Raw genomic sequence first — 20,980 nt, 5'->3', positions numbered from 1 at the left:
GGTTAATAGCGGACATAAAGGGAAATTAGCAGCGGCGTGAGGCGGGGGCATCCGCTTCCCCCGCGCCACGCCGCTGGATGAGCCCCCGTCAGGCGGCCGGAATCTGCGGCAGTTCGCCTGTCCTCGCGAGGTCCGCGTACCAGTACGCACTCGACTTGGGGGTGCGGACCTGGGTCTCGTAGTCGACGTACACCGCGCCGAAGCGCTTGCTGTACCCGTAGGACCACTCGAAGTTGTCCAGCAGCGACCAGAGGTAGTAGCCGCGCACGTCCGCGCCGTCCCCGATCGCGCGGTGGACCGCGTCCAGGTGCGCCTGGAGGTAGCGGATGCGGTCCGGGTCGTGGACCGTCCCGTCGGCGCCCGGCTTGTCGTCGTACGCCGCACCGTTCTCGGTGATGTAGATCGGCAGGCCCGGCGCCAGGCGGGTGTAGCGCGAGATCAGGTCGTGCAGGCCCGTGGCGTCGACGGACCAGCCCATCTCGGTGCGCTCGCCCGGCAGCTGGTGGAAGGTGATGTCCTCGGCGCAGGGCCAGGGGGAGTGGTCGCTGGCGCCGTGGCCGTCCGCGCGGCGGGTGCCGGGGGCGACGGGGGCGGCGGAGACCACGGTGGGCGTGTAGTAGTTCAGGCCGAGCGCGTCCAGCGGCTGGTGGATGGTTTCCAGGTCGCCGTCCTGGACGTAACTCCAGTCGGTGAGGCGCACTGTGTCGGAGAAGAGCGTCTCGGGGTACGCGCCCTGCAGCATCGGGCCGTGGAAGATCCCGTTGGCGAGGTTGTCGATGCGGCGGACCGCCTCCAGGTCCTCCGGGGAAGGCGAAAGCGGCCTGATCACCGAGGAGTTGAGGCTGACCGCGACGGAGTTGCGGGCCGGCATGGCCGCGCGCAGCGCCTTGGTGCCCAGGCCGTGCGCCAGGTTGAGGTGGTGGGCGGCGCGCAGGGTGGAGAGCGGGTCGGTGCGGCCCGGGGCGTGCACTCCGGATCCGTAGCCGAGGAAGGCGCTGCACCAGGGCTCGTTGAGGGTGATCCACTGCTCGACGCGGTCGCCGAGCGCCTCGCCCACGATGTGCGCGTACTCGGCGAAGCGGTACGCCGTCTCGCGCTCGGGCCAGCCGCCCGCGTCCTCCAGCTCCTGCGGCAGGTCCCAGTGGTAGAGGGTCACGGCCGGCTTGATGCCCTTGTCGAGCAGCTCGTCGACCAGGCGGCGGTAGAAGTCCAGGCCGCGCTGGATGGCGGGGCCGCGGCCGGTGGGCTGGACGCGCGACCAGGAGACGGAGAACCGGTAGGCGTTCAGGCCGAGTTCGGCCATCAGCGCCACGTCGTCGCGGTACCGGTGGTAGTGGTCCACGGCCACGTCGCCGGTCTCACCGCCCTCGGTCTTGCCGGGTGTATGGCTGAAGGTGTCCCAGATGGACGGGGTGCGGCCGTCCTCCCGTACCGCACCCTCGATCTGGTACGCGGACGTGGCGGCGCCCCACAGGAAGGTGGACGGGAAGGCCAGGGATTCAGGCATGGAAGCGCTCCCAAGAAGGTAAGGAGGGAAGGGATCAAAGGCGGGGCGACCCGGTCAGGGCGGGTGCGAAGCGCGGCGGGGGGCAGAGGCGACAGCGGCTCGGCTCCCCCGCGGCGGACACCCCGACAAGGTGGGGCGGTGGATCAGCTCTTGACCGCGCCGGCGGTGATGCCGCCCACGATGTGCTTGCCCAGGAAGGCGAAGACGAGCAGCAGGGGCACGGTGGAGATCAGCGCCCCGGCCAGCACGATCGCCGAGTCCACCGTGTGGTTGCCCGCGCCGAGGCCCGCCAGGGAGACCTGAAGGGTGGGTGTGCCGTTGTCGGTGAGGACGATGAACGGCCAGAAGAAGTCGTTCCATGACTGCACGAACGTGAGCATGCCGAGTACGGCCATCGCGGGACGGGCGATCGGGAAGACGATGTGCCAGATGATCCGCAGGCTGTTCGCCCCGTCCATGCGGGCCGCTTCGACCAGTTCGACCGGGAGCGCCTCGACGAGGAACTGCCGCATGAAGAACACACCGAAGGCCGCGACGAGCGACGGCATGATCACTGCCTGCAGGGTGTCCGTCCAGTGCAGGTCCGTGACGATCTGGTAGAGCGGGATCACCGTGAGCTGCGGAGGCACGGTCATGGTCGCGACGACCAGACCCAGCAGAAGGTTGCGGCCCTTGAACCGCAGCTTGGCGAAGGCGAATCCGGCGAGAGTCGCGAAGAGCACGGTGCTGAGACTGACGACGCTCGCGACCACGGTGGTGTTGACCAGCGCCGTGCCCATGTGGACTTCGTTCCAGGCGACGGAGAGGTTGTCCAGCAGGTGGGAGCCTGGCAGCAGGGGCGCCGGGGCCTGCTGCACCCGCGCGCCGCTGTTCGACGCCGCCACGAGGTTCCAGTACAGCGGGAACAGGGAGACCAGTGCGGCGACGATCAGCAGCACATACGCGATCGGTCCGGCCTTGCGCTGGTCTCCGGCACCGAGCGCGAAGCGGCTCCGGCGCGTGGCCGGAGCCACCGGGAGTTGGGTGGTCATGGATCAGCCTCCCAGCTTCTTGCGGTTCACTCGGGCCGTGATCACTTGGATCGCCCCGATCAACAGAAGGATCAGCAGCATCACCCAGGCGATGGCGGAGGCCCGGCCCAGGTTGTTGTTGGTCCAGCCGGTCTGGTAGAGCAGCAGCGAGAGCGTCTGGTACTGGCCGCCGCTGCCGCCGCTGATGCCGACATTGCCGCCGTAGAGCATCGGCTCCCCGAAGAGCTGGGTGGCACCGATGGTGGAAACGATGATGGTGAACAGGATCGTCGGCCGGATGGACGGGATCGTCACGCTGATGAACTGCCGCCAGCGCGAGGCCCCGTCGAGCGCGGCCGCCTCATAGAGGTCGTTCGGTACGGCCTGCATCGCGGCGAGGTAGATGAGCGCGTTGTAGCCGGTCCAGCGCCACGTCACGATCGTCGAAATCGCGATCTGTGCGGGCCACTTGGACGTTTCCCACTGCACGGGGCCTATCCCGAACACGTCGAGCAGTGAGTTGATCAGCCCGTAGTCGGTCTGGAACAGCGCTGCGAAGACCAGGGTGGCCGCGGCGATGGACGTCGCGTACGGGGTGAGCACCGCGATCCGCAGGAAGGCGCGGCCCCGCAGTTTGGAGTTGAGCAGATGGGCGAGACCGAGGGCCATCAACAGCTGGGGGACGGTGGAGATCACGCCGATGGTGAAGGTGTTGACCAGTGCGTGCCAGAAGAACTCGCTGCCCATCAGCTTGGCGTAGTTCTCGAAGCCCACCCACTGGGCCTGTCCCTCGGCGCCGAGCTGCACTTTGTGCAGCGAAAGCCAGCCGGTGTAGATCAGCGGGAACAGGCCGAAGGCGGCGAAGCACAGGAAGAACGGGGCGATGAAGGCGTACGGCGACGCCTTGAGGTCCCAGTGGTAGATCTTGCTGCGCAGGCTCGAAGGGGAGGGGCGGCGGTGCTGGGCGGGGGAGGGCGGTACGGAGGCCGGACTTCCGCCGGAGTCCGCCTTGACGGAGGTGGCCACGAGGGCTTTCCTTCCGGATCGATCGGGTGTGGTGCGCCGTGGTGTGGTCGGCAGGGCCCGGCAGCCGGCCGTCAGGTGCGGTGCCGGGCCCTGCCGTTGGGATTACTGCGTGATCTTGTCGTCGACCAGCTTCTTCACGTTGCCCCAGGCCTTCTCGGGGGACGTGCCTCGCGTCTCGATGTCGAGGATGCCGTTGTCGGTGAGGAAGGTCTTCACCTGGCCGTCGTTGGCGCCGATCGGAACCGGCTTGATGCCCGCGGCGATGGTCGTGTAGATCTCGCCGACCGGAGTGTCACCGAAGAAGTCCATCTTCGAGTTCTTGACCGCCGGGTCGGCCAGACCGGCCTTGGTGGAGGGGATGTTGCCGGTGACCGCGAAGTTCTTGGCCTGCGAGGCGGCCGAGGTCAGGAAGGCCGCCAGTTCGGTGGCCTCCTTGACGTGCTTGCCGGACTTCGGGACGCCGAGGAAGGAACCGCCCCAGCTTCCGTTCTGCGGCGGCAGGGCGATGTCCCACTTGCCCTTGTTCGCGGGGCCCGCGTTGTCCCTGACGAGACCGGCCATCCAGCTCGGGCAGGCGACCGTGGCGAACTTGTTGTTCTTGAACCCGGCGGCCCAGGTACCCGGCTTGTCGAACTGCCGCAGCTTGGCGGAGTATCCGTTCTGCGCGGCCTTGGCAGCCAGGTCCCAGGCCGTCTTCACACCGGGGCTGGTGTCGTAGATCAGCTTGCCGCTGCTGTCGGAGTACTGCTCGGGCTGGCTGGAGAGCACCGCGTTGAACAGCCCGCTCGCGGAGTCGGTGAAGGCCGTGCCCGCGGGAGCGCTCTTCTTGTAGTCGGCGGCCACGTCGAGGAACTTGGACCAGTCGCCCGTCCACAGCTTGGCGACTGCGTCGCGCTCGGTGGGCAGACCCGCCTTCTTGAAGAGGTCCTTGTTGTAGCAGATGGCCATCGGGCCCGCGTCGGTGCCGAAGGCGATGGTCTTGCCGTCGGTGGTGGTGGCCTGCTTTTCCTTCCAGTCGACGAAGTCGCCCACGTGGGGGTTGTCGGCCAGGTTCGTCCACTTGTCCGCCATGGTGGGACCGGTGGCTTCGGCGATGTAGCCGATCTCGATGGCCTGGATGTCGGCGAGGCCACTGTTGCGGGACATCCGGAGCTTGAGGGTGTCCCAGTACTGCTGGCCGTCCTGGACGTTGTCCTCGACGATCTTGATGTTCGGGTGGGACTTCTCGTACTCGGCGTAGAGCTTGGCGCCCTTGACGTTGTCGAAGCCGAACGCGTTGAACGTGCCGACATGCAGCGTGATCTTCCCTCCCGCCGAAGAGCTGCCGCCGTCGTCGTCGCTGGCGCTGCACGCGCTGGTCAGCAGCGATATGGCGGCCAGTCCTGCGGCTGAGGCCAGGGCGGTGCGGCGGGCGCTCCTGTGGGAGTTGCCGGAAATGCGCATTGCGTCCTCCAATGTGCTTTCTCTGCTATGACGGTCCGACCCCGGCCAACTGCCTTGCTCGGCCCGTTCGTTGTTGCATACGGCTCGGGCGGGGATTACGGCTTCTGTATGGGTCTAGTACGGTGGGAGCGCTCCCACGCGTGATGTGTTGAAGAGACTCGCCGCTCGGTCGGTTGGTGTCAAGACGCGCGACAGATCCAAGTCCGACTGGTTACAGGGCTGTTAGATTCCGCCCTAGACATCCTGGAGGTAGCGCAGATGGCCCATCGCGGCATGCATGGCAGGCGGCCCACCCTCGAAGAGGTGGCGGCACGGGCCGGCGTCGGCCGAGGCACGGTGTCCCGGGTGATCAATGGATCGCCTCGCGTCAGCGAACGCACGAGGAGCGCGGTCGAGGAGGCGGTGGCCGAGCTCGGGTACGTACCGAACACCGCGGCGCGTGCCCTCGCCGCGAACCGCACCGACTCGATAGCCGTAGTGGTTCCCGAGGCGGAATCCCGCTTCTTCTCCGAGCCCTACTTCTCCGGGATCGTCGGCGGGGTCGGCGCCGCCCTGGCCGAGACCGACCTTCAGCTGCTGCTCACCTTCGCCGGCGGCGCACGCGAGCAGGACAAGCTCGCCTCCTACCTGGCGGCCCACCGGGTGGACGGCGTCCTGCTGGTCTCCGTCCACTCCGACGACCCGCTGGCCGACCGTCTTCACCAGATGGATCTGCCGACCGTGATCAGCGGCCCCCGTTCGGCCGGCGAACCGCTGCCGTCGGTCGACTCCGACAACTACTCAGGTGCCCGCGCGGCGGTCGACCATCTGCTGTCCCGGGGGCGCCGCTCCGTCGGGATCATCGCGGGGCCGCTCGACGTGTACGGCGCCGAGCGGCGTCTGGTGGGCTACCGGGACCAGCTGGCCGCGGGCGGATTCGCGTACGAGAAGAAGCTGGTCGCGTACGGCGACTTCACGGAGGAGGGCGGTCGGCGCTGCATGGCCGAGCTCCTGGACCGCAGTCCCGGCCTCGACGCCGTCTTCGCCTGCTCGGACCTGATGGCCTCGGGCGCCCGCCAGGTGCTGCGCGAGTCGGGCCGGCGGATCCCCGATGACGTCGCCCTGGTCGGCTTCGACGACTCGATGATCGCCCAGCACATGGAGCCCACGCTGACGAGTGTGCGCCAGCCGACCTGGGAGATGGGCCGGGCGATGACGGGCCTGCTCCTCGACGAGATCGCGCTCGCCGCGGAGGGCAACCGCTCCTCGGCCTCTCGCGATGCCGAGCGGCATCTGGTGCTGCCGACGGAGCTGGTGATCCGCGCCTCCTCGTAGCGGCGGTCTTCCCCCGGATGCCGATCGGAGAGGGCGGGCGCAGAGTGGAAGGACCTGTCGCGCAGTACGTCCTCGAGGAGGATCGATCATGGCCAAACAGGCCCATCGCCCGCAGGAACAGTCCCAGCACGCGAAGAACGCGGCTGCGGAGGCCCGGGCGAAGCAGGCAGCACGCCCCGTGGAGTCGATCTCGGCCAGGACGCGGGGCATGCAGCAGAAGTCCCAGGCCCGCCGACAGGGCAACCGCTGACAGTCGCGGCCCGCACCCGGCCCGGACATGACGGCCCGGACATGACGAAGGCCCGACCTGTTCTCACAGGTCGGGCCTTCGTCGTACAGGGTGAGTAACGGGACTTGAACCCGCGACATCCTGGACCACAACCAGGTGCTCTGCCAGCTGAGCTATACCCACCATGACCATGTCGTTTCCGACCGGCCGAGAAGAAGTCTACAGGGTCCGGGAGGGTGCTCGCGCCCCCCTTTTCCCGGGCCCTCGCGGAACGCTAATCCGCAGGCAGGACGTGCTTCGCCGCGATCGCCTTCGCGGTCTCCGAGTCCGGTCCGGGCTGCGGGACGAAGACCGCCTCCCGGTAGTAGCGCAGTTCCGCGATGGATTCGCGGATGTCGGCGAGCGCCCGGTGGTTGCCGTTCTTGTCCGGGCTGTTGAAGTACGCCCGCGGGTACCAGCGCCGCGCCAGTTCCTTCACCGAGGAGACGTCGACGATGCGGTAGTGGAGGAAGCCCTCCAGGTCGGGCATGTCCCGCAGGAGGAATCCGCGGTCGGTGCCGACCGAGTTCCCGCAGAGCGGAGCCTTGCCCGGTTCCTTGACGTGTTCACGTACGTACGCGAGGACCTGTGCCTCGGCGTCGGCGAGGGTGGTGCCCTCCGCCAGCTCGTCGAGGAGACCCGACGAGGTGTGCATCCTGCGCACCACGTCGGGCATCGTCTCCAGCGCCTCGGCGGGCGGGCGGATCACGATGTCCACCCCTTCACCGAGCACGTTCAGCTCCGAGTCGGTGACCAGTGCGGCCACCTCAATGAGTGCGTCGTCCGTCAACGAGAGCCCGGTCATCTCGCAGTCGATCCACACCATGCGATCGTTCATGCGTCTACCTTATGGGGCACTCCGCTGCCCAGGCACCGCCGGACGCCCCGGAGCGTACGTATCGGAGCTCGGCTTGCCCGGGTCCGGTGGGGCCGGGGACGTCGCCGCCGGGGCCGACGGAGCGGCCGCGGCCGCCGCCCGGCGGGCCGGGGGGACCACCGTCTCCGTCACCGTGGCCACCGCCGACGCGGGCTCGCTCTGCGGCCTGCGGGCGCGGTACGCGGCCCGGTACGCGGCCGGGGAGGACCCCAGCTGCCGCCGGAAATGGCCACGCAGGGCCACCGGGGAACGGAAGCCGCAGCGGCCCGCGACCTCGTCGACCGAGTACTCCGACGTCTCCAGGAGCCGCTGGGCCTGCAGCACCCGCTGGGTGATCAGCCACTGCAGCGGCGCGCTGCCCGTCAGGGAGCGGAAGCGGCGGTCGAACGTACGGCGGCTCATGTACGCCCGCGCGGCCAGTGTCTCCACGTCGAACTGCTCGTGGAGGTGCTCCAGCGCCCAGGCGACGACCTCGGCCAGCGGGTCGGAGCCGATCTCCTCCGGCAGCGACCGGTCGAGATAGCGCTCCTGGCCGCCACTGCGCCGCGGCGGTACGACGAGGCGGCGGGCCAGTGCCCCGGCCGCCTCCGTGCCGTGGTCGCTGCGGACGATGTGCAGACAGAGATCAATTCCGGCCGCCGTGCCCGCGGAGGTGAGCACGTCGCCGTCGTCGACGAAGAGCTCCCGGGGGTCGACGTGGACCGAGGGGTAGCGCTTGGCGAGCGTCGGCGCGTACATCCAGTGCGTGGTCGCCGGGCGCCCGTCGAGCAGGCCGGCGGCCGCGAGCACGAACGCGCCGGTGCACAGACCGACGATGCGCGCGCCCTCCTCGTGCGCGCGGCGCAGCGCGTCGAGCGCCTCGGACGGCGGCGGTGAGGTGATCGACCGCCACGCGGGTACGACGACGGTGCCCGCCCGCCCGATCGCCTCCAGGCCGTATGGAGCGGTCAGTTCGAGCCCGCCCGTGGTCCGCAGCGGTCCCTCCTCGCCGCCGGCGACCAGCAGCCGGTAGCGCGGAACCCCCGCGTCCTGGCGGTCGATGCCGAAGACGGAGAGCGGAATGGAACTCTCGAAGATGGGGCCGCCGCTGAACAGCAGCACAGCGACGATCTCCTTGCGGCGACGCCCGGAGAGCTTCCGCGCGGCCTCTGGTGCGGCGGTGGAGTCCTGGCCCTGGCTCATGGCGCTAAGCCCCCCTCGTTGCTCACGGCTCCCTGCTTATTGCGAGCTTGTTGCTCCTGCACGCTGTTGCCCCTCGGTCCTGCACGAGATCCCCCGCCGTCCTCTGGCCATGATCGAATCTACTGTGTCCCGTGGTGGCGCCGTGACAAGTTCGGCCCACGGCACTATGTCGACAAGGCAACTTGGCGTGAAGCATTCGATCACGAAGCGTTCCACTCACAGGCCGCGCAGGGAAGTACGCCTCACGCGCATGGCCCGTCCCCGTAGGGTGCAACGGCTTGCGATGGTCCTTTCATCCCTGGTGGCACGGGGGTTGGCGGGTCATTCCGCCAAGGTCTGGACGGTGCAGTGAAGTTGGCTGAAAAGTACCAGGGGCGTGTGTGCGAATCAGTCAGTCCTCCGGCGCACTCCCGCCGGCGTGACGGCCGCCCCGGTGCGCCCCGGAGCCCGTCCGTCCGTGCCGGCCGCGATGGGGTGCGGACTGCTCGGCGATCAGTCGTGCCGCGGTGCGCTCGGAGTGGAGCAGCAGCAGCCGGCTGACGGCGGTCACGGCGGCCAGTCCGAGGGCGGCCAGGAGGGCGGTGACGAACCCCGTTCCGTAGACAAGGAGGACGACCGGGACCAGGACGCAGCAGAACGCCGCCCAGCGGACCACCTCGGCGCCGGAGTCCGAGAGCGGTTCCGGGGGAGCGGCGGGCGGGGCCGCGGGGGACGGTCCGGGGGCGCGGCGTCGGCCGCGCGGCGGGGCGGGGACGGTCGGCGGTGCAGACACTGCGGGCTCCCTGGGCTCCCTGGGCGGTGGCGGGTACAGCCGGTGGGAACAACGGGGAGAAAGCGCCTTCGGTCACTGTGGGGCGGCCGGGCGGCGGAGGTGGGACAAAGCTGTAAATGCCAACAGGCATTGCCTAAGGGGTGCCCGCTCGTGCATGCTCCCTGGAACGCCGGAGTGGTTCGGCAGGCTCTGGGCAGGAGAGGAGTGTCGCCGTACCCTTGGGGGTATGGGGTTGGGAAGATGATTCCCGGACACAACTCCACTGCCGATTAGGTTTTGCTTCCCGTTCCCTCCTCAGAGGATCTCCTTCGCCGAGACGCCGATGGCCGGTTACGAATACTCCGAACCCGCGGACCGCAAGCAGGTTGCCGACCCCTCGTCGGACCTCCAGGCGGCAGAAGAGACACGTCATGCCTGCGACCCGGCCTTTCGGCACGGAGTCGTCGTCGGCTTCGACGGGTCGACCTCCAGCGAGCGTGCGCTCGCCTACGCCATCGGCATGGCGCTCCGGTCGGGCTCCGGCCTGATCATCGTCCATGTCGCGAACCGGCTGCCGACCACGGTGTGGGCCGGCTGTGAGCCCCCCGTCTTCGTCGACGTGCCGGACCACCGCACCGAGGTGCTCGGACTCGAACTGGCCTGTGCGGACTATCTGTCCGAGGTCCCCTGGATCCTCGTCGAGCGCGGCGGCGACATCTGCCACGAGCTGGAGGAGGTCGGCCGGGAGTACTCGGCCGACGCGATCGTGGTGGGGTCGACCCATGGGATCGTCGGGCGGATCTTCGGGTCCGTCGCGGGGCGGCTCGCGCGGCGTGCGCAGCGGCCCGTCATCGTCATTCCCTGATTTGGCGTCAACTCCCGCTTGACCGTGGTCGACGGCGCGAAAACTACCCGTGCGTAGAGGTGGATTGTGCCCTTGTGAAGGGTACATAACGGTCGCTGGGAAGCAGCACCACTGCACTTGAAGGGAGCCCGCCGTGGACAACGACGTCTCTGCGGGAAGCACCACATCGACTCTCGGCCAACTCGCCCTGGGCCTCACCCTGCTGGCCTTCGGCATCGGAGCCACGGGTGTGATCGACGGCGTGACCACAGCCAACGCCGTTCCGATCGCCACGTACGTGGGCGGCATCGCACTGTTCATCGCGGGACTCCTCGAGTTCCGGGCCGGCAACTCCTTCTCCGGTACGGCCTTCAGCGGCCTCGGCGCCTTCTGGTTCACCTGGGCCGCCGCCTCCGACAACCAGGTCTCGGCGCACGCCGCCGGACTCTTCCTGCTGCTGTGGGCGCTGCTCGCACTGAGCCTCACCCTGGGCGCCGCGGGGAGCGGGCTGCTCTCTCAGGGGACCTACGGACTCCTCTTCGCCTCGCTGGTCCTCCTGGCGGTGGCGGCCTTCGCGGACAACAACAGCCTTGCCAAGGCGGGCGGTTGGGTCGCCGCGGTCGCCGGACTCGCCGCCTGGTACGCCGCCACGGCCGCCCTCGCCAAATGGCCGACGGCCGTTCCCGGACGCGCTGCCGGCCGGGGGGTGACGGCCACCGGCTGAGCAGCAATGCGCTGACGCAATGGGCGGTGTCGGCGCTTACGAGAGCGACCCCCGTGCGCATGGTGGCGCGCACGGGGGTCGCTCTCGTGTTGGGACGGGCCTACTCGACCGTGACCGACTTCGCCAGGTTGCGGGGCTTGTCGATGTCTCGGCCCAGGTGCAACGCCGTGTGGTACGCGAGGAGTTGGAGCGGGATGCCCATCAGGATCGGGTCCAGCTCGTCCTCGTTCTTCGGGACCACGATCGTGTGGTCCGCCTTCTCCTGCTCCTGGTGCGCGACCGCGAGGATCCTGCCGTTGCGGGCCTTGATCTCCTCCAGCGCCGCCCGGTTCTTCTCCAGCAGGTCGTCGTCGGGGACGATCGCGACCGTCGGCATCGCGGGCTCGATCAGCGCGAGCGGGCCGTGCTTCAGCTCGGAGGCGGGGTAGGCCTCGGCGTGGATGTACGAGACCTCCTTCAGCTTCAGCGACGCCTCGCGGGCCACCGGGTAGCCCCGGACCCGGCCGATGAACATCATCGACTTGGCCTCGGCGTAGTGCTTGGCCAGCTTCTTGATCTCGCCCTCGGTCTTGAGGATCTCGTCGATCTGGCCGGGCAGCCGGCGCAGGCCCTCGATGATCCGCTTGCCGTCGGAGACCGACAGGTCGCGGATGCGGCCCAGGTGCAGGGCCAGGAGCGCGAAGGCGACGACCGTGTTGGTGAAGCACTTCGTGGAGACGACGCAGACCTCCGGGCCCGCGTGGACGTACATCCCGCCGTCCGCCTCGCGGGCGATCGCCGAGCCGACGACGTTCACCACGCCGAGGACGCGGGCGCCCTTGCGCTTCAGCTCCTGGACGGCGGCCAGCACGTCGTACGTCTCGCCGGACTGCGAGACCGCGACGTACAGGGTGTCCGGGTCGACCACCGGGTTGCGGTAGCGGAACTCCGAGGCCGGCTCGGCGTCCGCGGGGATGCGGGCCAGCTCCTCGATGAGCTGGGCGCCGATCTGGCCCGCGTGGTACGACGTGCCGCAGCCAAGGATCTTGATCCGGCGCACGCCGCGCGCCTCGCGGGCGTCCAGGTTCAGCCCGCCCAGGTGGACGGTGGCGAACCGGTCGTTGATCCGGCCGCGCAGGACGCGGTCGACCGCCTCCGCCTGCTCGGAGATCTCCTTGTGCATGTACGTGTCGTGGCCGCCCATGTCGTACGAGGCGGCCTCCCACTCCACCGTCATCGGCGTCGGCGAGGTGGAGGAGCCCTCGGTCGTGTACGTACGGAAGTCGTCGGCCTTCAGCGTCGCCATCTCGCCGTCGTCCAGCGTGACGATCTGGCGGGTGTGCGAGACCAGGGCCGCGACGTCCGAGGCGACGAACATCTCCTTCTCGCCGATGCCGAGCACCACGGGCGAGCCGTTGCGGGCGACGACGATGCGGTCGGGGAAGTCGGCGTGCAGGACGGCGATGCCGTACGTGCCCTCGATGATCCGCAGCGCGTCGCGGACCTTCTCCTCCAGGGTGGGGGAGGTGGAGCGGGCGATCAGGTGGACCAGTACCTCGGTGTCGGTCTCGGAGGCGAAGACGACTCCGTCCGCGATCAGCTTGGCGCGCAGGTCGGTGGCGTTGTCGATGATGCCGTTGTGGACGACGGCGACCTTGCCCTCGGTGTCCAGGTGAGGGTGTGCGTTCTCGTCGCTCGGGGCGCCGTGGGTGGCCCAGCGGGTGTGGGCGATGCCCGTGGTCCCCGCGAATCGCTTGGGGATCCGGGACTCCAGCTCGCGGACCCTGCCCTTGGCCTTGACGGTCTTGAGACCGGCGGCCTTGGGGCCCGTGATGACGATGCCCGCGGAGTCGTAACCGCGGTATTCGAGCCGCTGCAGGCCCTCCAGCAGCAGCGGTGCCACGTCACGCTTTCCGATGTACCCGACGATTCCGCACATATCGCTCCTTCAGGTCGTTCTGGCCGTACTAGCCGTAGATCATGCGGCGCAGTTGCCGCAGGGAGAGCTCGGGCGGTGCCACTGCACGATGAGGCAGCTCGTCCGAGATCCGCTCGAAAATGTCCGGGTTGTTGAGTCCGCCGGACTGCAGCTCACGGTGGCGGCGGCGGACGTATTCCTCGGTCGTCTCGTCGAAATACGCGAGCACGTCGAGGATCACCCGGGCGGCCTCACCACGTTGCAGCGCGGTGGAGCGGACCAGGTGGTCAATGAGGTCGTCGTACGACGGACGTGTTTCGAGCACTCGCTGATACTGCGGGCCCAGGAGGTGCTTTGCAAGATTTCTGCCCGCTTTCGGGCAGAAGTGACGCCAAACGGCGCTGAAGCGTCTACTGGAGTCGCTTCAGGATGGCTTGTTTCGCCTCTTTGAACTCATCAGCGTCGAGAATTCCGGCCTGGTGCAGCTCGCCGAGCTCGCGGAGGCGGCGGAGCAGGACGTCGTGGTCGGCGGGGTCCGCGGGCGCCGGTGGGGCGGGTGTGCTGTCGGCGGGGCCGGTCAGGACGGATTCACCGCGGTCGAGACGGGCCGCGACCGCCGCCCCGACGAGTGCCATCAGCGGGTCCTTCTTGAAGCCCCAGAGCTCGACGGCGTGCAGGTCGTACTTGGCGGGGGCGGTGGTCGCGGCCTGCGGGACGACGAAGCGGAGGAAGCCGTTCTCCAGTCCGGCGGACGGCTGCCACTTCACCTTCTGGACGTCCTTGAGCGGGATCGTCACCGGCCCCGCCGAGCGCTTGGACTCCTCGGTCTTCCAGTTCCACTCGATGCGGATCTGCTCCCCGTCGAAGGTGACGGAACCATCCCCGGCGGCGGCCGAGACAGGGATGGAAGGCCCAGGGAGGAGGAAGCGGTCGACGGGACCCGTGGGCACCTGGTCGAGGAGGAGGGCGTTGCGGACCTCGTCGACCAGATACTCGGCGACGCCCGAGCGGTCGGAGTCGACGGCCAGCTGGTACGGGTCGTTGGCGCCCTCCAGCCGGCCCCCGGTGACCTGCAGCAGCGGGTCGGCGCCGTCGCGCAGCCGGAGCCGCAGACGGCCGCCCTTCTTGCCGGACTCGAACGCGATGCCCGCCAACGCGCCCAGGGGGACGGCCAGTTCACCGAGCGTCTGCCGCAGCAGGCTGACGCCCTTGTCGCGACCGGGCACGATGCGGACCGTGTCCCCGTCGAAGGTCCAGGTCCCGTCCTTCTGGATGATTTCCGCCATGGTGCCGATTCTTGCACCGGCTGCCGGGCGGAAGTGGTCTACACCTTGACCGCGGGTGGGGCGGGCGGTTCCCATGGTGTCGTTCAGTTGCTCTGCACCACAGTCGCGCGACCCCGTCGAAAGGGACCCGCTTGTGAGACAGCACAGAACATTCCCCCGACTGCTCGGTTCGCTGCTGCTCTTCGCGGCGGCCGGAGTCTCCTGCATCGGCGCCACCGAAGCTCCCGCCTCCGCCACTGCTCCGGAGGTCCGTGCGCTCGACCAGATCGTGCCCGCGCCCGCCGCGGTCGCGCCGGGCGGATCCGCGTACGCGATCACGAGCCGGACCCGGATCCAGGCCGAAGGACCGCGCGAGGTGCGCGCGATCGGGTCGTATCTGGCCGGGGTGCTGCGGCCCTCCACGGGCTACCGGCTGCCGGTCACCGGCGGCGGAGGCGGCGACGGGATCCGGCTGCGGATCAGTGCGTACGAGAAGAGCCTGGGCGACGAGGGCTACCGCCTGGTCAGCGGCGCGCACGGCGTCACGATCACCGCCCGCAAGCCCGCCGGGCTCTTCCACGGCGTGCAGACGCTGCGCCAGCTGCTGCCCGCGTCGGTGGAGAAGGACAGCCGGCAGCCGGGGCCGTGGAAGGTCGCGGGCGGGACGATCACGGACACTCCGCGCTATGCCTACCGGGGCGCGATGATCGACGTCTCGCGGCACTTCTTCACCGTCGAGCAGGTCGAGCGGTACATCGACCAGATGGCGCTCTACAAGATCAACAAACTGCATCTGCACCTGAGCGACGACCAGGGCTGGCGCATCGCCATCAAGTCCTGGCCCCGGCTTGCCACTTACGGCGGCTCGACCCAGGTCGGCGGCGGCAAGGGCGGCTACTACACGCAGGCGGAGTACAAGGAGATCATCCGGTACGCGGCCTCGCGCTATCTGGAGGTCGTCCCCGAGATCGACACCCCCAGCCACACGAACGCGGTGCTCGCCTCGTACGCGGAGCTCAACTGCGACGGTGTCGCGCCGCCGCTCTACACGGGCACGGAGGTCGGCTTCAGCTCGCTGTGCGCGGGCAAGCCGGTGACGTACGACTTCATCGACGACGTGGTGCGTGAGCTGGCGGCGATCACGCCGGGCAAGTACCTCCACATCGGCGGGGACGAGGCGCACTCGACGAGTCCGGCGGACTACCAGACGTACATGGGGAAGGCGCAGGCCATCGTCCAGAAGTACGGCAAGACCGTGATGGGCTGGCACCAGATCGTCGGGGGCAACCCGGTGAAGGGCGCGGTCGCGCAGTACTGGGGTACGGACGGGAACGAGGCGGACGTGGTCGCGGCGGCGAAGGCGGGCACGAAGCTGGTGATGTCGCCCGCCAACCGCGCGTACCTGGACATGAAGTACGACGCGAAGACCCCGCTGGGGCTGTCGTGGGCGGGCTATGTCGAGGTCGACAAGTCCTACAACTGGGACCCGGCGACCTTCGTGAAGGGGGTCCCGGCCGAGTCGGTCCTGGGTGTCGAGGCGCCGATCTGGTCGGAGACGCTGACGAAGAGCGACGAGATCGAGTTCATGGCGTTCCCGCGTCTGCCGGGGATCGCCGAGCTGGGCTGGTCGCCGGCGTCCACGCACAACTGGGACGCGTACAAGGTGCGCCTGGCCCAGCAGGGCCCGCGTTTCGAGGCGCTGGGGATCGACTACTACCGGTCGCCGGTGGTGCCCTGGCCGGCGGGGTAGGGGCTTGGGCCGGTGCCCCGGGAGAGGAGCTCTCCCGGGGCACCGGTGTGCTCAGGCTCAGGCTCAGGCTCAGGCGATCGGGTTCTGCAGGGTGCCGGCCAGTTGGAGGGCACCTGCCGGGTCCGTCAGGTCGACCATCTGCTGGTTGTTGCGGAGCTGCAGGCGGTTCAGGCAGGACAGGGTGAATTCGGGGGCGAAGAGGTCGTACTGGCGGAACTTCTCCGCCAGTTGGGGGTGCGCCTCCTGGTAGTCGCGGACCGTGTCCGCCACCGTGCTCCAGAAGTCCTTCTCCTCCAGTACGCCCTCCGTCACCAGCGTCGCGTTGAGGAAGCGGAAGAAGCAGTCGAAGACGTCCGTGAAGAGGGAGAGGATCTTCAGGTCCTCGGGGACGTCCGCGCGGATCCGCTCGACTGCCTTGGGGAGTACGGCAGTTGGGTCCATTACCGCGATCTCCTCCGCGATGTCCTTGTAGATCGCGCGCTGCACGGCGCCGTCCTTGAGGACCAGGATCACGTTCTCGCCGTGCGGCATGTAGACCAGGTCGTACGCGTAGAAGCTGTGCAGGAGCGGGACGAAGTACGCCTTGAGGTAGCCGCGCAGCCACTCCTGCGGGGACAGGCCCGACTCCTCGATCAGGGCCGCCGCCAGGGACGCGCCCTCGCGGTCCGTGTGGAGGAGCGAGGCCATCGTGGCGAGGCGTTCGCCGGGGGCCAGGTTCGGGACCGGGCTCTCGCGCCAGAGCGCGGCGAGCATTTTCAGGTACGGGGAGCCCTTGGCGGTGGCGGCCTCGTACTGGCGGTGGTGGTAGCCGATCGCCGCGCGCTCGCGGATGACCGTCAGGCCCGTGGAGGAGAGGGTCTCGTCGGCGGCGATGAGCTGGGCCAGCCAGTCGTTGATCGCCGGGGTCGCCTCCATGTACGCGGCGGAGAGGCCGCGCATGAAGCCCATGTTGAGGACGGAGAGGGCTGTTTTGACGTAGTGCTTGGAGGGGTCCGTGGTGTTGAAGAAGGTGCGGATCGACTGCTGGGCGAGGTACGCGTCGTCGCCCGGTCCCAGGTGCACCAGCCGCTGCTGCGCCACCTCCGCCGCGAAGGTGACCGAGAGCTTGTTCTGCCACTGCCAGGGGTGCGTGGGGATGAGGAAGTAGTCGGCCAGGTCCAGGCCCTGCGCCGTCATCGTGCGCTCGAAGCGCGCCAGGGTGCGGGGCGCGAGCTCGGTGCGGATCAGCGTGTCGTAGTCCAGGTCCGCGCCCGCCGTGAACGTCGCCCGGTCGCGGCGGGCCGCCAGCCAGACCAGGTGGACGGGGGTCGCGGTCTCGGGGGCGTACGCGAGGTACTCGTCCGCGCCGAAGCCGAGGCGGCCGTTGTTGGCCACGAAGCAGGGGTGGCCCTCCGTCATGCCCGTCTCGATGGACTGGAAGTCGGCGCGGGCCAGTTCGGCGGCCGGGATGTGCGGCTTGGTGAGTTTGTACGCCGTGCCCGAGAGGGTGGAGGAGATCTCCTCCAGGTAGGTGGGGAGGACCTTCTCGGAGAGGCCGAGCGCGCCTCGGAACTCGATGAAGAAGTCCAGGGCGTCCAGGGGGAGTTCGGGTTCGTCGGCTCGGTGGCGGGAGATCGAGCCGGCCTCGATGTGCCAGTGGTCGAGCGTCAGGACGGCCGCCGTGAAGCGGTACTCGGTCGCGCCGTCGTCGCTGGTGACGGCGTACCTGCCGTCGCCGCCGAGCGGGCGGGGCGTCAGCAGCCGCTCGTGCGAGAACTCGGCGAGCGCCTTGCGGACCAGGAGGCGGTTGGCCTCGGCCCAGAGGGCGGGGGTGAGGTGGTCGGGCTGGGTGCTCATCGGATCGCCTCTTCGTAGCTTCGGCGGGTGCATATGCTCAAGTAGGCGAGTTTTTCCGGCTTCTGGAGCTCGCGGACGATCTCGAAGCCGACGGCCTTGTTGAGGGTGTGGACGGCGGTGTTGCTCACGTCCGGCTCGACCACGACGCGGCGCGTCGCGGGGTCCGCGAAGAGCTCCGCCATGACCGCGGTGATCACGGCGCGTGTGAAGCCGTGGATCGGGGTGTCGGTCGGGGCGACGAGGAAGTGCATGCCGACGTCGCCCTCCTCGGCCTCGTACAGGCCCTTGAGTTCGATGTGCTCGGGGTCGTAGCGCTCCATGAGGACGGCGGGGGCGCCGTCGTGGAGGCCGATGTACGCGTCGTGGTGGGGGGAGGCCGCGATGCCCATGTACTCGCGCTCGATGTCGGGGAGCGATGCGTCCTGCATCAGCCAGAACGCGGCCTTGGGGTGCGTGACCCAGCTGTGGACGAGCTCGGAGTCGGTGAGGGGATCGAGGGGGCGGAACGTGATCGGGATCATGCGGCGAACTCCTGGAAAGCGATGGCCTTTTCGACCGGGTAGTACTCGCGGCCGCCGAGCAGCTCGCGGATGATCGTCGAGTTGCGGTACGCCGCCATGCCGAGGTCGGGGGCGACGAAACCGTGGGTGTGCAGCTCGGCGTTCTGGACGTAGATCGAGGCGTCCGGGGTGATGCTGTAGTTGCGGTGGACGTCGAAGCGGCCCTGGTCGTCCCAGTTGATGCGGTCGCGTACGGGGGCGAGGAAGGCGGGGACCTCGTACTTGTAGCCGGTGGCCAGGATCAGGCCCTGGGTGGCGAGGGTGAGGTCCTTGCCCTGCTCCTCCTGGCGGAGGCCGAGGGTGTACGTGCCGTGGTCGTAACTGGCGCTCTGAAGTGCTGTGTTGGTCATCAGGCGGGTCGGGACCGGGCCCCTGCGGTTCTTCGCGTACAGCAGGTCGAAGATCGCGTCGATCAGCTCGCTGTTGATGCCCTTGTAGAGGTTCTTCTGGGCGGTGTTGAGACGGTCGCGGGTCGCCGGGGGGAGGGCGTGGAAGTAGTCGACGTACTCCGGCGACGTCATCTCGAGCGTGAGCTTGGTGTATTCGAGCGGGAAGAAGCGCGGCGATCGGGTGACCCAGTTCAGGGCGTAGCCGTGGGCGTCGATGTCCTGGAGGAGGTCGTAGTAGATCTCGGCCGCGCTCTGGCCGCTGCCGACGATCGTGATCGACTCCTTCTGCTGGAGGGCTGCTTTTCCGTCCAGGTAACGGGAGTTGTGGATCAGGTCGCCGCCGAGGTCGCGGCAGGAGTCGGGGACGTACGCCGGGGTGCCGGTGCCGAGGACCAGTTTGCGGGCCTGGTGCGTGGCGCCGCTCGCAGTCGTCACGGAGTAGAGCGCGGCTCCCTCGTCGTAACTGACCTCCGTCACCGTCTCGTTGAAGCGGATCGCGGGGATCTTCGCGGCCGCCCAGCGGCAGTAGTCGTTGAACTCCTCGCGGAGCGGATAGAAGCTCTCGCGGATGTAGAAGGAGTACAACCGCCCCGATTCCTTCAGGTAGTTGAGGAAGGAGAAGGGCGACGTCGGGTCGGCGAGAGTGACCAGGTCCGACATGAACGGGGTCTGGAGCGTGGAGCCCTCCAGGAACATTCCGCTGTGCCAGTCGAAGTCCGGCTTCGATTCGAGGAACAGACCGTCGAGTTCGTCTATGGGTTCCGTCAGCGCGGCGAGGCCCAGGTTGAAGGGGCCGAGGCCGATCGCGATGAAGTCATGAGGCGTGGACAAGGGAGTCTCCCAGGTACTGGCGGGCGTGTCCGGCGAGGAGGTCGAGGACCGCTTCGATGTCGGCGACGGTCGTCTGCGGGTTGAGGAGGGTGAACTTCAGGTAGTGGCGGCCGCCGACCTTCGTGCCTGCCACGACGGCCTCGCCCGAGGCGAACAACGCTTTGCGTGCATAGAGGTTGGCGCGGTCGATCTCGGCCGGGCTGGTCACGTTGTCGGGGATGTAGCGGAAGACGAGCGTGGAGAGCTGCGGCTCCACAGGGACGTCGAAGCGCGGGTCGGCGGCGAGGAGCGCCCAGCCCTGCTCGGCCAGGTCGACGACCTCGTCGAAGAGGCCGCCGATGCCGTCCGCGCCCATCACGCGCAGCGTCATCCACAGCTTGAGGGCGTCGAAGCGGCGGGTGGTCTGGAGGGACTTGTCGACCTGGTTGGGGACGGGCGCCGAGCGCGGGTTGAGGTAGTCCGCGTAGTACGTCGCATGGCGCAGGGTGACGCCGTCGCGGACCAGGAGCGCGCTCGAACTCACCGGCTGGAAGAAGGACTTGTGGTAGTCGACGGTGACGGAGTCCGCGTGCTCGATGCCGTCCAGGAGGTGGCGGCGGGTGGGGGAGACGAGGAGTCCGCAGCCGTACGCGGCGTCCACGTGCATCCAGGTCTCGTACTGCGCGCAGAGCGCGGCGATCTCCGGCAGCGGGTCGATGGACCCGAAGTCGGTGGTGCCGGCGGTGGCGACGACCGCCATGGGGATCGCGCCTTCGTCGGCGCAGCGCTCAAGGGCGCGGGCGAGTGCCACGGTCTGCATGCGCTTGTTGTGGTCGACGGGGATCGACACGACGGACTCGGGCGGCAGGCCGAGGAGTTTGGCCGACTTCTGTACGGAGAAGTGGCTGCACTCGGAGGTGAACACCCGGAGATCCGAGGGGTGTTGGGCTTTCGCCTCCTCGCGGGCGAGCAGCAGCGCCTGGAGGTTGGACTGGCTGCCGCCGCTGGTGAAGACGCCGTCGGCGGTGGTCGGTCCGTAACCGATGCGGCCGGCGGTCCAGTCGATGAGGCGGCGCTCGATCAGGGTGCCGCCGGCGCTCTGGTCCCAGGTGTCGAGGGAGGAGTTGACGGCGGAGAGGACGGCCTCGGCGGTGACGGCGGGGATGACGACCGGGCAGTTGAGGTGGGCCAGGTAGCGGGGGTGGTGGAAGTAGACGGCGTCGCGGAGGTAGACCTCCTGGAGCTCGTCGAGAGCGGCGGAGGTGTCGCCCAGCGGCCGGTCCAGATCTACGGCGTCGACGGCCGGGGAGAGCTCGTCGGGGGAGACGCCGGTGAAGGGCCTTTTGGTGGCGGCGAGTTGGGCTGCCACCCGCTCGACTGCTTCGGTCGCGGAGCGGCGGTACTGCTCCGCGGTCGTGTCATTGAGCAGGTGTGAGCGCATGAACGGTCCTCCGGGCAGGGAGAAGGGGGTGGGGGTGCGAAGCGTTAGTTAGGTTAGCCTAACCTCACCGTGCTTCGCACCCCCAC

General features: G+C 68.8%; 19 protein-coding genes and 1 tRNA gene. 5 read left to right on the top strand and 15 right to left on the bottom strand.

Going from position 1 to position 20,980, the window contains the following annotated elements:
* Window positions 1–88: 88 nt before the first annotated feature.
* The 4 genes from OG707_RS12960 to OG707_RS12945 all read right to left on the bottom strand — a co-directional run bounded on the left by OG707_RS12960 (window position 89) and on the right by OG707_RS12945 (window position 4,986).
* Window positions 89–1,507 (bottom strand): GH1 family beta-glucosidase, encoded by a 1,419-nt coding sequence (locus OG707_RS12960; protein ID WP_329117646.1) that lies wholly within the window; start codon window positions 1,505–1,507, stop codon window positions 89–91.
* A 143-nt stretch (window positions 1,508–1,650) separates the two neighbouring features.
* The gene (locus OG707_RS12955) at window positions 1,651–2,538 is read right to left on the bottom strand and encodes a carbohydrate ABC transporter permease (protein ID WP_329117643.1); all 888 of its coding nucleotides are present in this window, start codon (window positions 2,536–2,538) and stop codon (window positions 1,651–1,653) included.
* A 3-nt stretch (window positions 2,539–2,541) separates the two neighbouring features.
* Window positions 2,542–3,543 (bottom strand): carbohydrate ABC transporter permease, encoded by a 1,002-nt coding sequence (locus tag OG707_RS12950; RefSeq protein ID WP_329117641.1) that lies wholly within the window; start codon window positions 3,541–3,543, stop codon window positions 2,542–2,544.
* 102 nt (window positions 3,544–3,645) lie between these two features.
* Window positions 3,646–4,986, bottom strand: a complete 1,341-nt coding sequence (locus tag OG707_RS12945; protein WP_329117639.1) for an ABC transporter substrate-binding protein — start codon at window positions 4,984–4,986, stop codon at window positions 3,646–3,648.
* A 258-nt stretch (window positions 4,987–5,244) separates the two neighbouring features.
* On the opposite strand from OG707_RS12945, the gene OG707_RS12940 reads away from it, so the two are divergent.
* Both OG707_RS12940 and OG707_RS12935 read left to right on the top strand, forming a co-directional pair.
* Window positions 5,245–6,300 carry a LacI family DNA-binding transcriptional regulator gene (locus OG707_RS12940; protein ID WP_329117637.1) on the top strand — a complete coding sequence of 352 codons (1,056 nt, stop codon included), beginning with the start codon at window positions 5,245–5,247 and terminating at the stop codon, window positions 6,298–6,300.
* An 88-nt stretch (window positions 6,301–6,388) separates the two neighbouring features.
* Window positions 6,389–6,550, top strand: coding sequence for a hypothetical protein (locus tag OG707_RS12935; RefSeq protein WP_329117634.1), 162 nt, complete (start codon window positions 6,389–6,391; stop codon window positions 6,548–6,550).
* Window positions 6,551–6,639: 89 nt separating this feature from the next.
* Here the strand turns inward: OG707_RS12935 and OG707_RS12930 are convergent.
* The 4 genes from OG707_RS12930 to OG707_RS12915 form a co-directional block, all read right to left on the bottom strand.
* Window positions 6,640–6,712: transfer RNA gene (locus tag OG707_RS12930), tRNA-His, on the bottom strand.
* A gap of 91 nt (window positions 6,713–6,803) precedes the next feature.
* Window positions 6,804–7,406, bottom strand: a complete 603-nt coding sequence (gene orn / locus OG707_RS12925; protein WP_329117633.1) for an oligoribonuclease — start codon at window positions 7,404–7,406, stop codon at window positions 6,804–6,806.
* 9 nt (window positions 7,407–7,415) lie between these two features.
* Entirely contained in the window at window positions 7,416–8,627 is a 1,212-nt protein-coding gene (locus OG707_RS12920; RefSeq protein WP_329117631.1) for a helix-turn-helix domain-containing protein, read from the bottom strand.
* A gap of 391 nt (window positions 8,628–9,018) precedes the next feature.
* Window positions 9,019–9,399 carry a hypothetical protein gene (locus tag OG707_RS12915; RefSeq protein ID WP_329117629.1) on the bottom strand — a complete coding sequence of 127 codons (381 nt, stop codon included), beginning with the start codon at window positions 9,397–9,399 and terminating at the stop codon, window positions 9,019–9,021.
* 322 nt (window positions 9,400–9,721) lie between these two features.
* On the opposite strand from OG707_RS12915, the gene OG707_RS12910 reads away from it, so the two are divergent.
* Both OG707_RS12910 and OG707_RS12905 read left to right on the top strand, forming a co-directional pair.
* Window positions 9,722–10,243 carry a universal stress protein gene (locus OG707_RS12910; protein ID WP_329117627.1) on the top strand — a complete coding sequence of 174 codons (522 nt, stop codon included), beginning with the start codon at window positions 9,722–9,724 and terminating at the stop codon, window positions 10,241–10,243.
* 133 nt (window positions 10,244–10,376) lie between these two features.
* Window positions 10,377–10,946: an acetate uptake transporter gene (locus OG707_RS12905; RefSeq protein WP_329117625.1), complete on the top strand. Its 570-nt coding sequence runs from the start codon at window positions 10,377–10,379 to the stop codon at window positions 10,944–10,946.
* 100 nt (window positions 10,947–11,046) lie between these two features.
* On the opposite strand, the gene glmS is transcribed toward OG707_RS12905, so the two are convergent.
* From glmS to OG707_RS12890, 3 genes are all read right to left on the bottom strand, one after another.
* On the bottom strand, window positions 11,047–12,864 hold the full coding sequence (gene glmS / locus OG707_RS12900) for a glutamine--fructose-6-phosphate transaminase (isomerizing) (RefSeq protein WP_329117622.1): 1,818 nt from the start codon (window positions 12,862–12,864) through the stop codon (window positions 11,047–11,049).
* Between the two features lie 28 nt (window positions 12,865–12,892).
* Window positions 12,893–13,168 carry a hypothetical protein gene (locus tag OG707_RS12895; RefSeq protein ID WP_329117620.1) on the bottom strand — a complete coding sequence of 92 codons (276 nt, stop codon included), beginning with the start codon at window positions 13,166–13,168 and terminating at the stop codon, window positions 12,893–12,895.
* Window positions 13,169–13,253: 85 nt separating this feature from the next.
* Window positions 13,254–14,129, bottom strand: coding sequence for a DUF4429 domain-containing protein (locus OG707_RS12890; RefSeq protein ID WP_329117618.1), 876 nt, complete (start codon window positions 14,127–14,129; stop codon window positions 13,254–13,256).
* Between the two features lie 133 nt (window positions 14,130–14,262).
* Here OG707_RS12890 and OG707_RS12885 point away from each other — a divergent pair, with 133 nt between their 5' ends.
* Window positions 14,263–15,858, top strand: coding sequence for a beta-N-acetylhexosaminidase (locus OG707_RS12885; protein WP_329117616.1), 1,596 nt, complete (start codon window positions 14,263–14,265; stop codon window positions 15,856–15,858).
* 69 nt (window positions 15,859–15,927) lie between these two features.
* Here OG707_RS12885 and OG707_RS12880 read toward each other — a convergent pair whose 3' ends face one another.
* Genes OG707_RS12880 through OG707_RS12865 form a run of 4 tightly spaced genes read right to left on the bottom strand, consistent with a single transcriptional unit; the run spans window position 15,928 to window position 20,894 of the window.
* Window positions 15,928–17,694, bottom strand: a complete 1,767-nt coding sequence (locus OG707_RS12880; protein WP_329117614.1) for an IucA/IucC family protein — start codon at window positions 17,692–17,694, stop codon at window positions 15,928–15,930.
* A complete protein-coding gene (locus OG707_RS12875) occupies window positions 17,691–18,215 on the bottom strand; it encodes a GNAT family N-acetyltransferase (RefSeq protein ID WP_329117612.1) in 525 nt (174 codons plus the stop codon). Before OG707_RS12875 ends, OG707_RS12880 begins: the two co-directional genes overlap by 4 nt.
* The gene (locus tag OG707_RS12870) at window positions 18,212–19,474 is read right to left on the bottom strand and encodes a lysine N(6)-hydroxylase/L-ornithine N(5)-oxygenase family protein (RefSeq protein ID WP_329117610.1); all 1,263 of its coding nucleotides are present in this window, start codon (window positions 19,472–19,474) and stop codon (window positions 18,212–18,214) included. The genes OG707_RS12875 and OG707_RS12870 overlap by 4 nt, the downstream gene beginning before the upstream one ends.
* Window positions 19,458–20,894, bottom strand: a complete 1,437-nt coding sequence (locus OG707_RS12865) for a pyridoxal phosphate-dependent decarboxylase family protein (RefSeq protein WP_329117608.1) — start codon at window positions 20,892–20,894, stop codon at window positions 19,458–19,460. The genes OG707_RS12870 and OG707_RS12865 overlap by 17 nt, the downstream gene beginning before the upstream one ends.
* Window positions 20,895–20,980 lie beyond the last annotated feature (86 nt).

Origin of the sequence: Streptomyces sp. NBC_01465 (assembly GCF_036227325.1) — a bacterium.
Taxonomy (GTDB): Bacteria; Actinomycetota; Actinomycetes; order Streptomycetales; family Streptomycetaceae; genus Streptomyces.
Note: the sequence above shows the minus strand (reverse complement) of the source record. Positions and strands in the feature narration are given on the sequence as shown.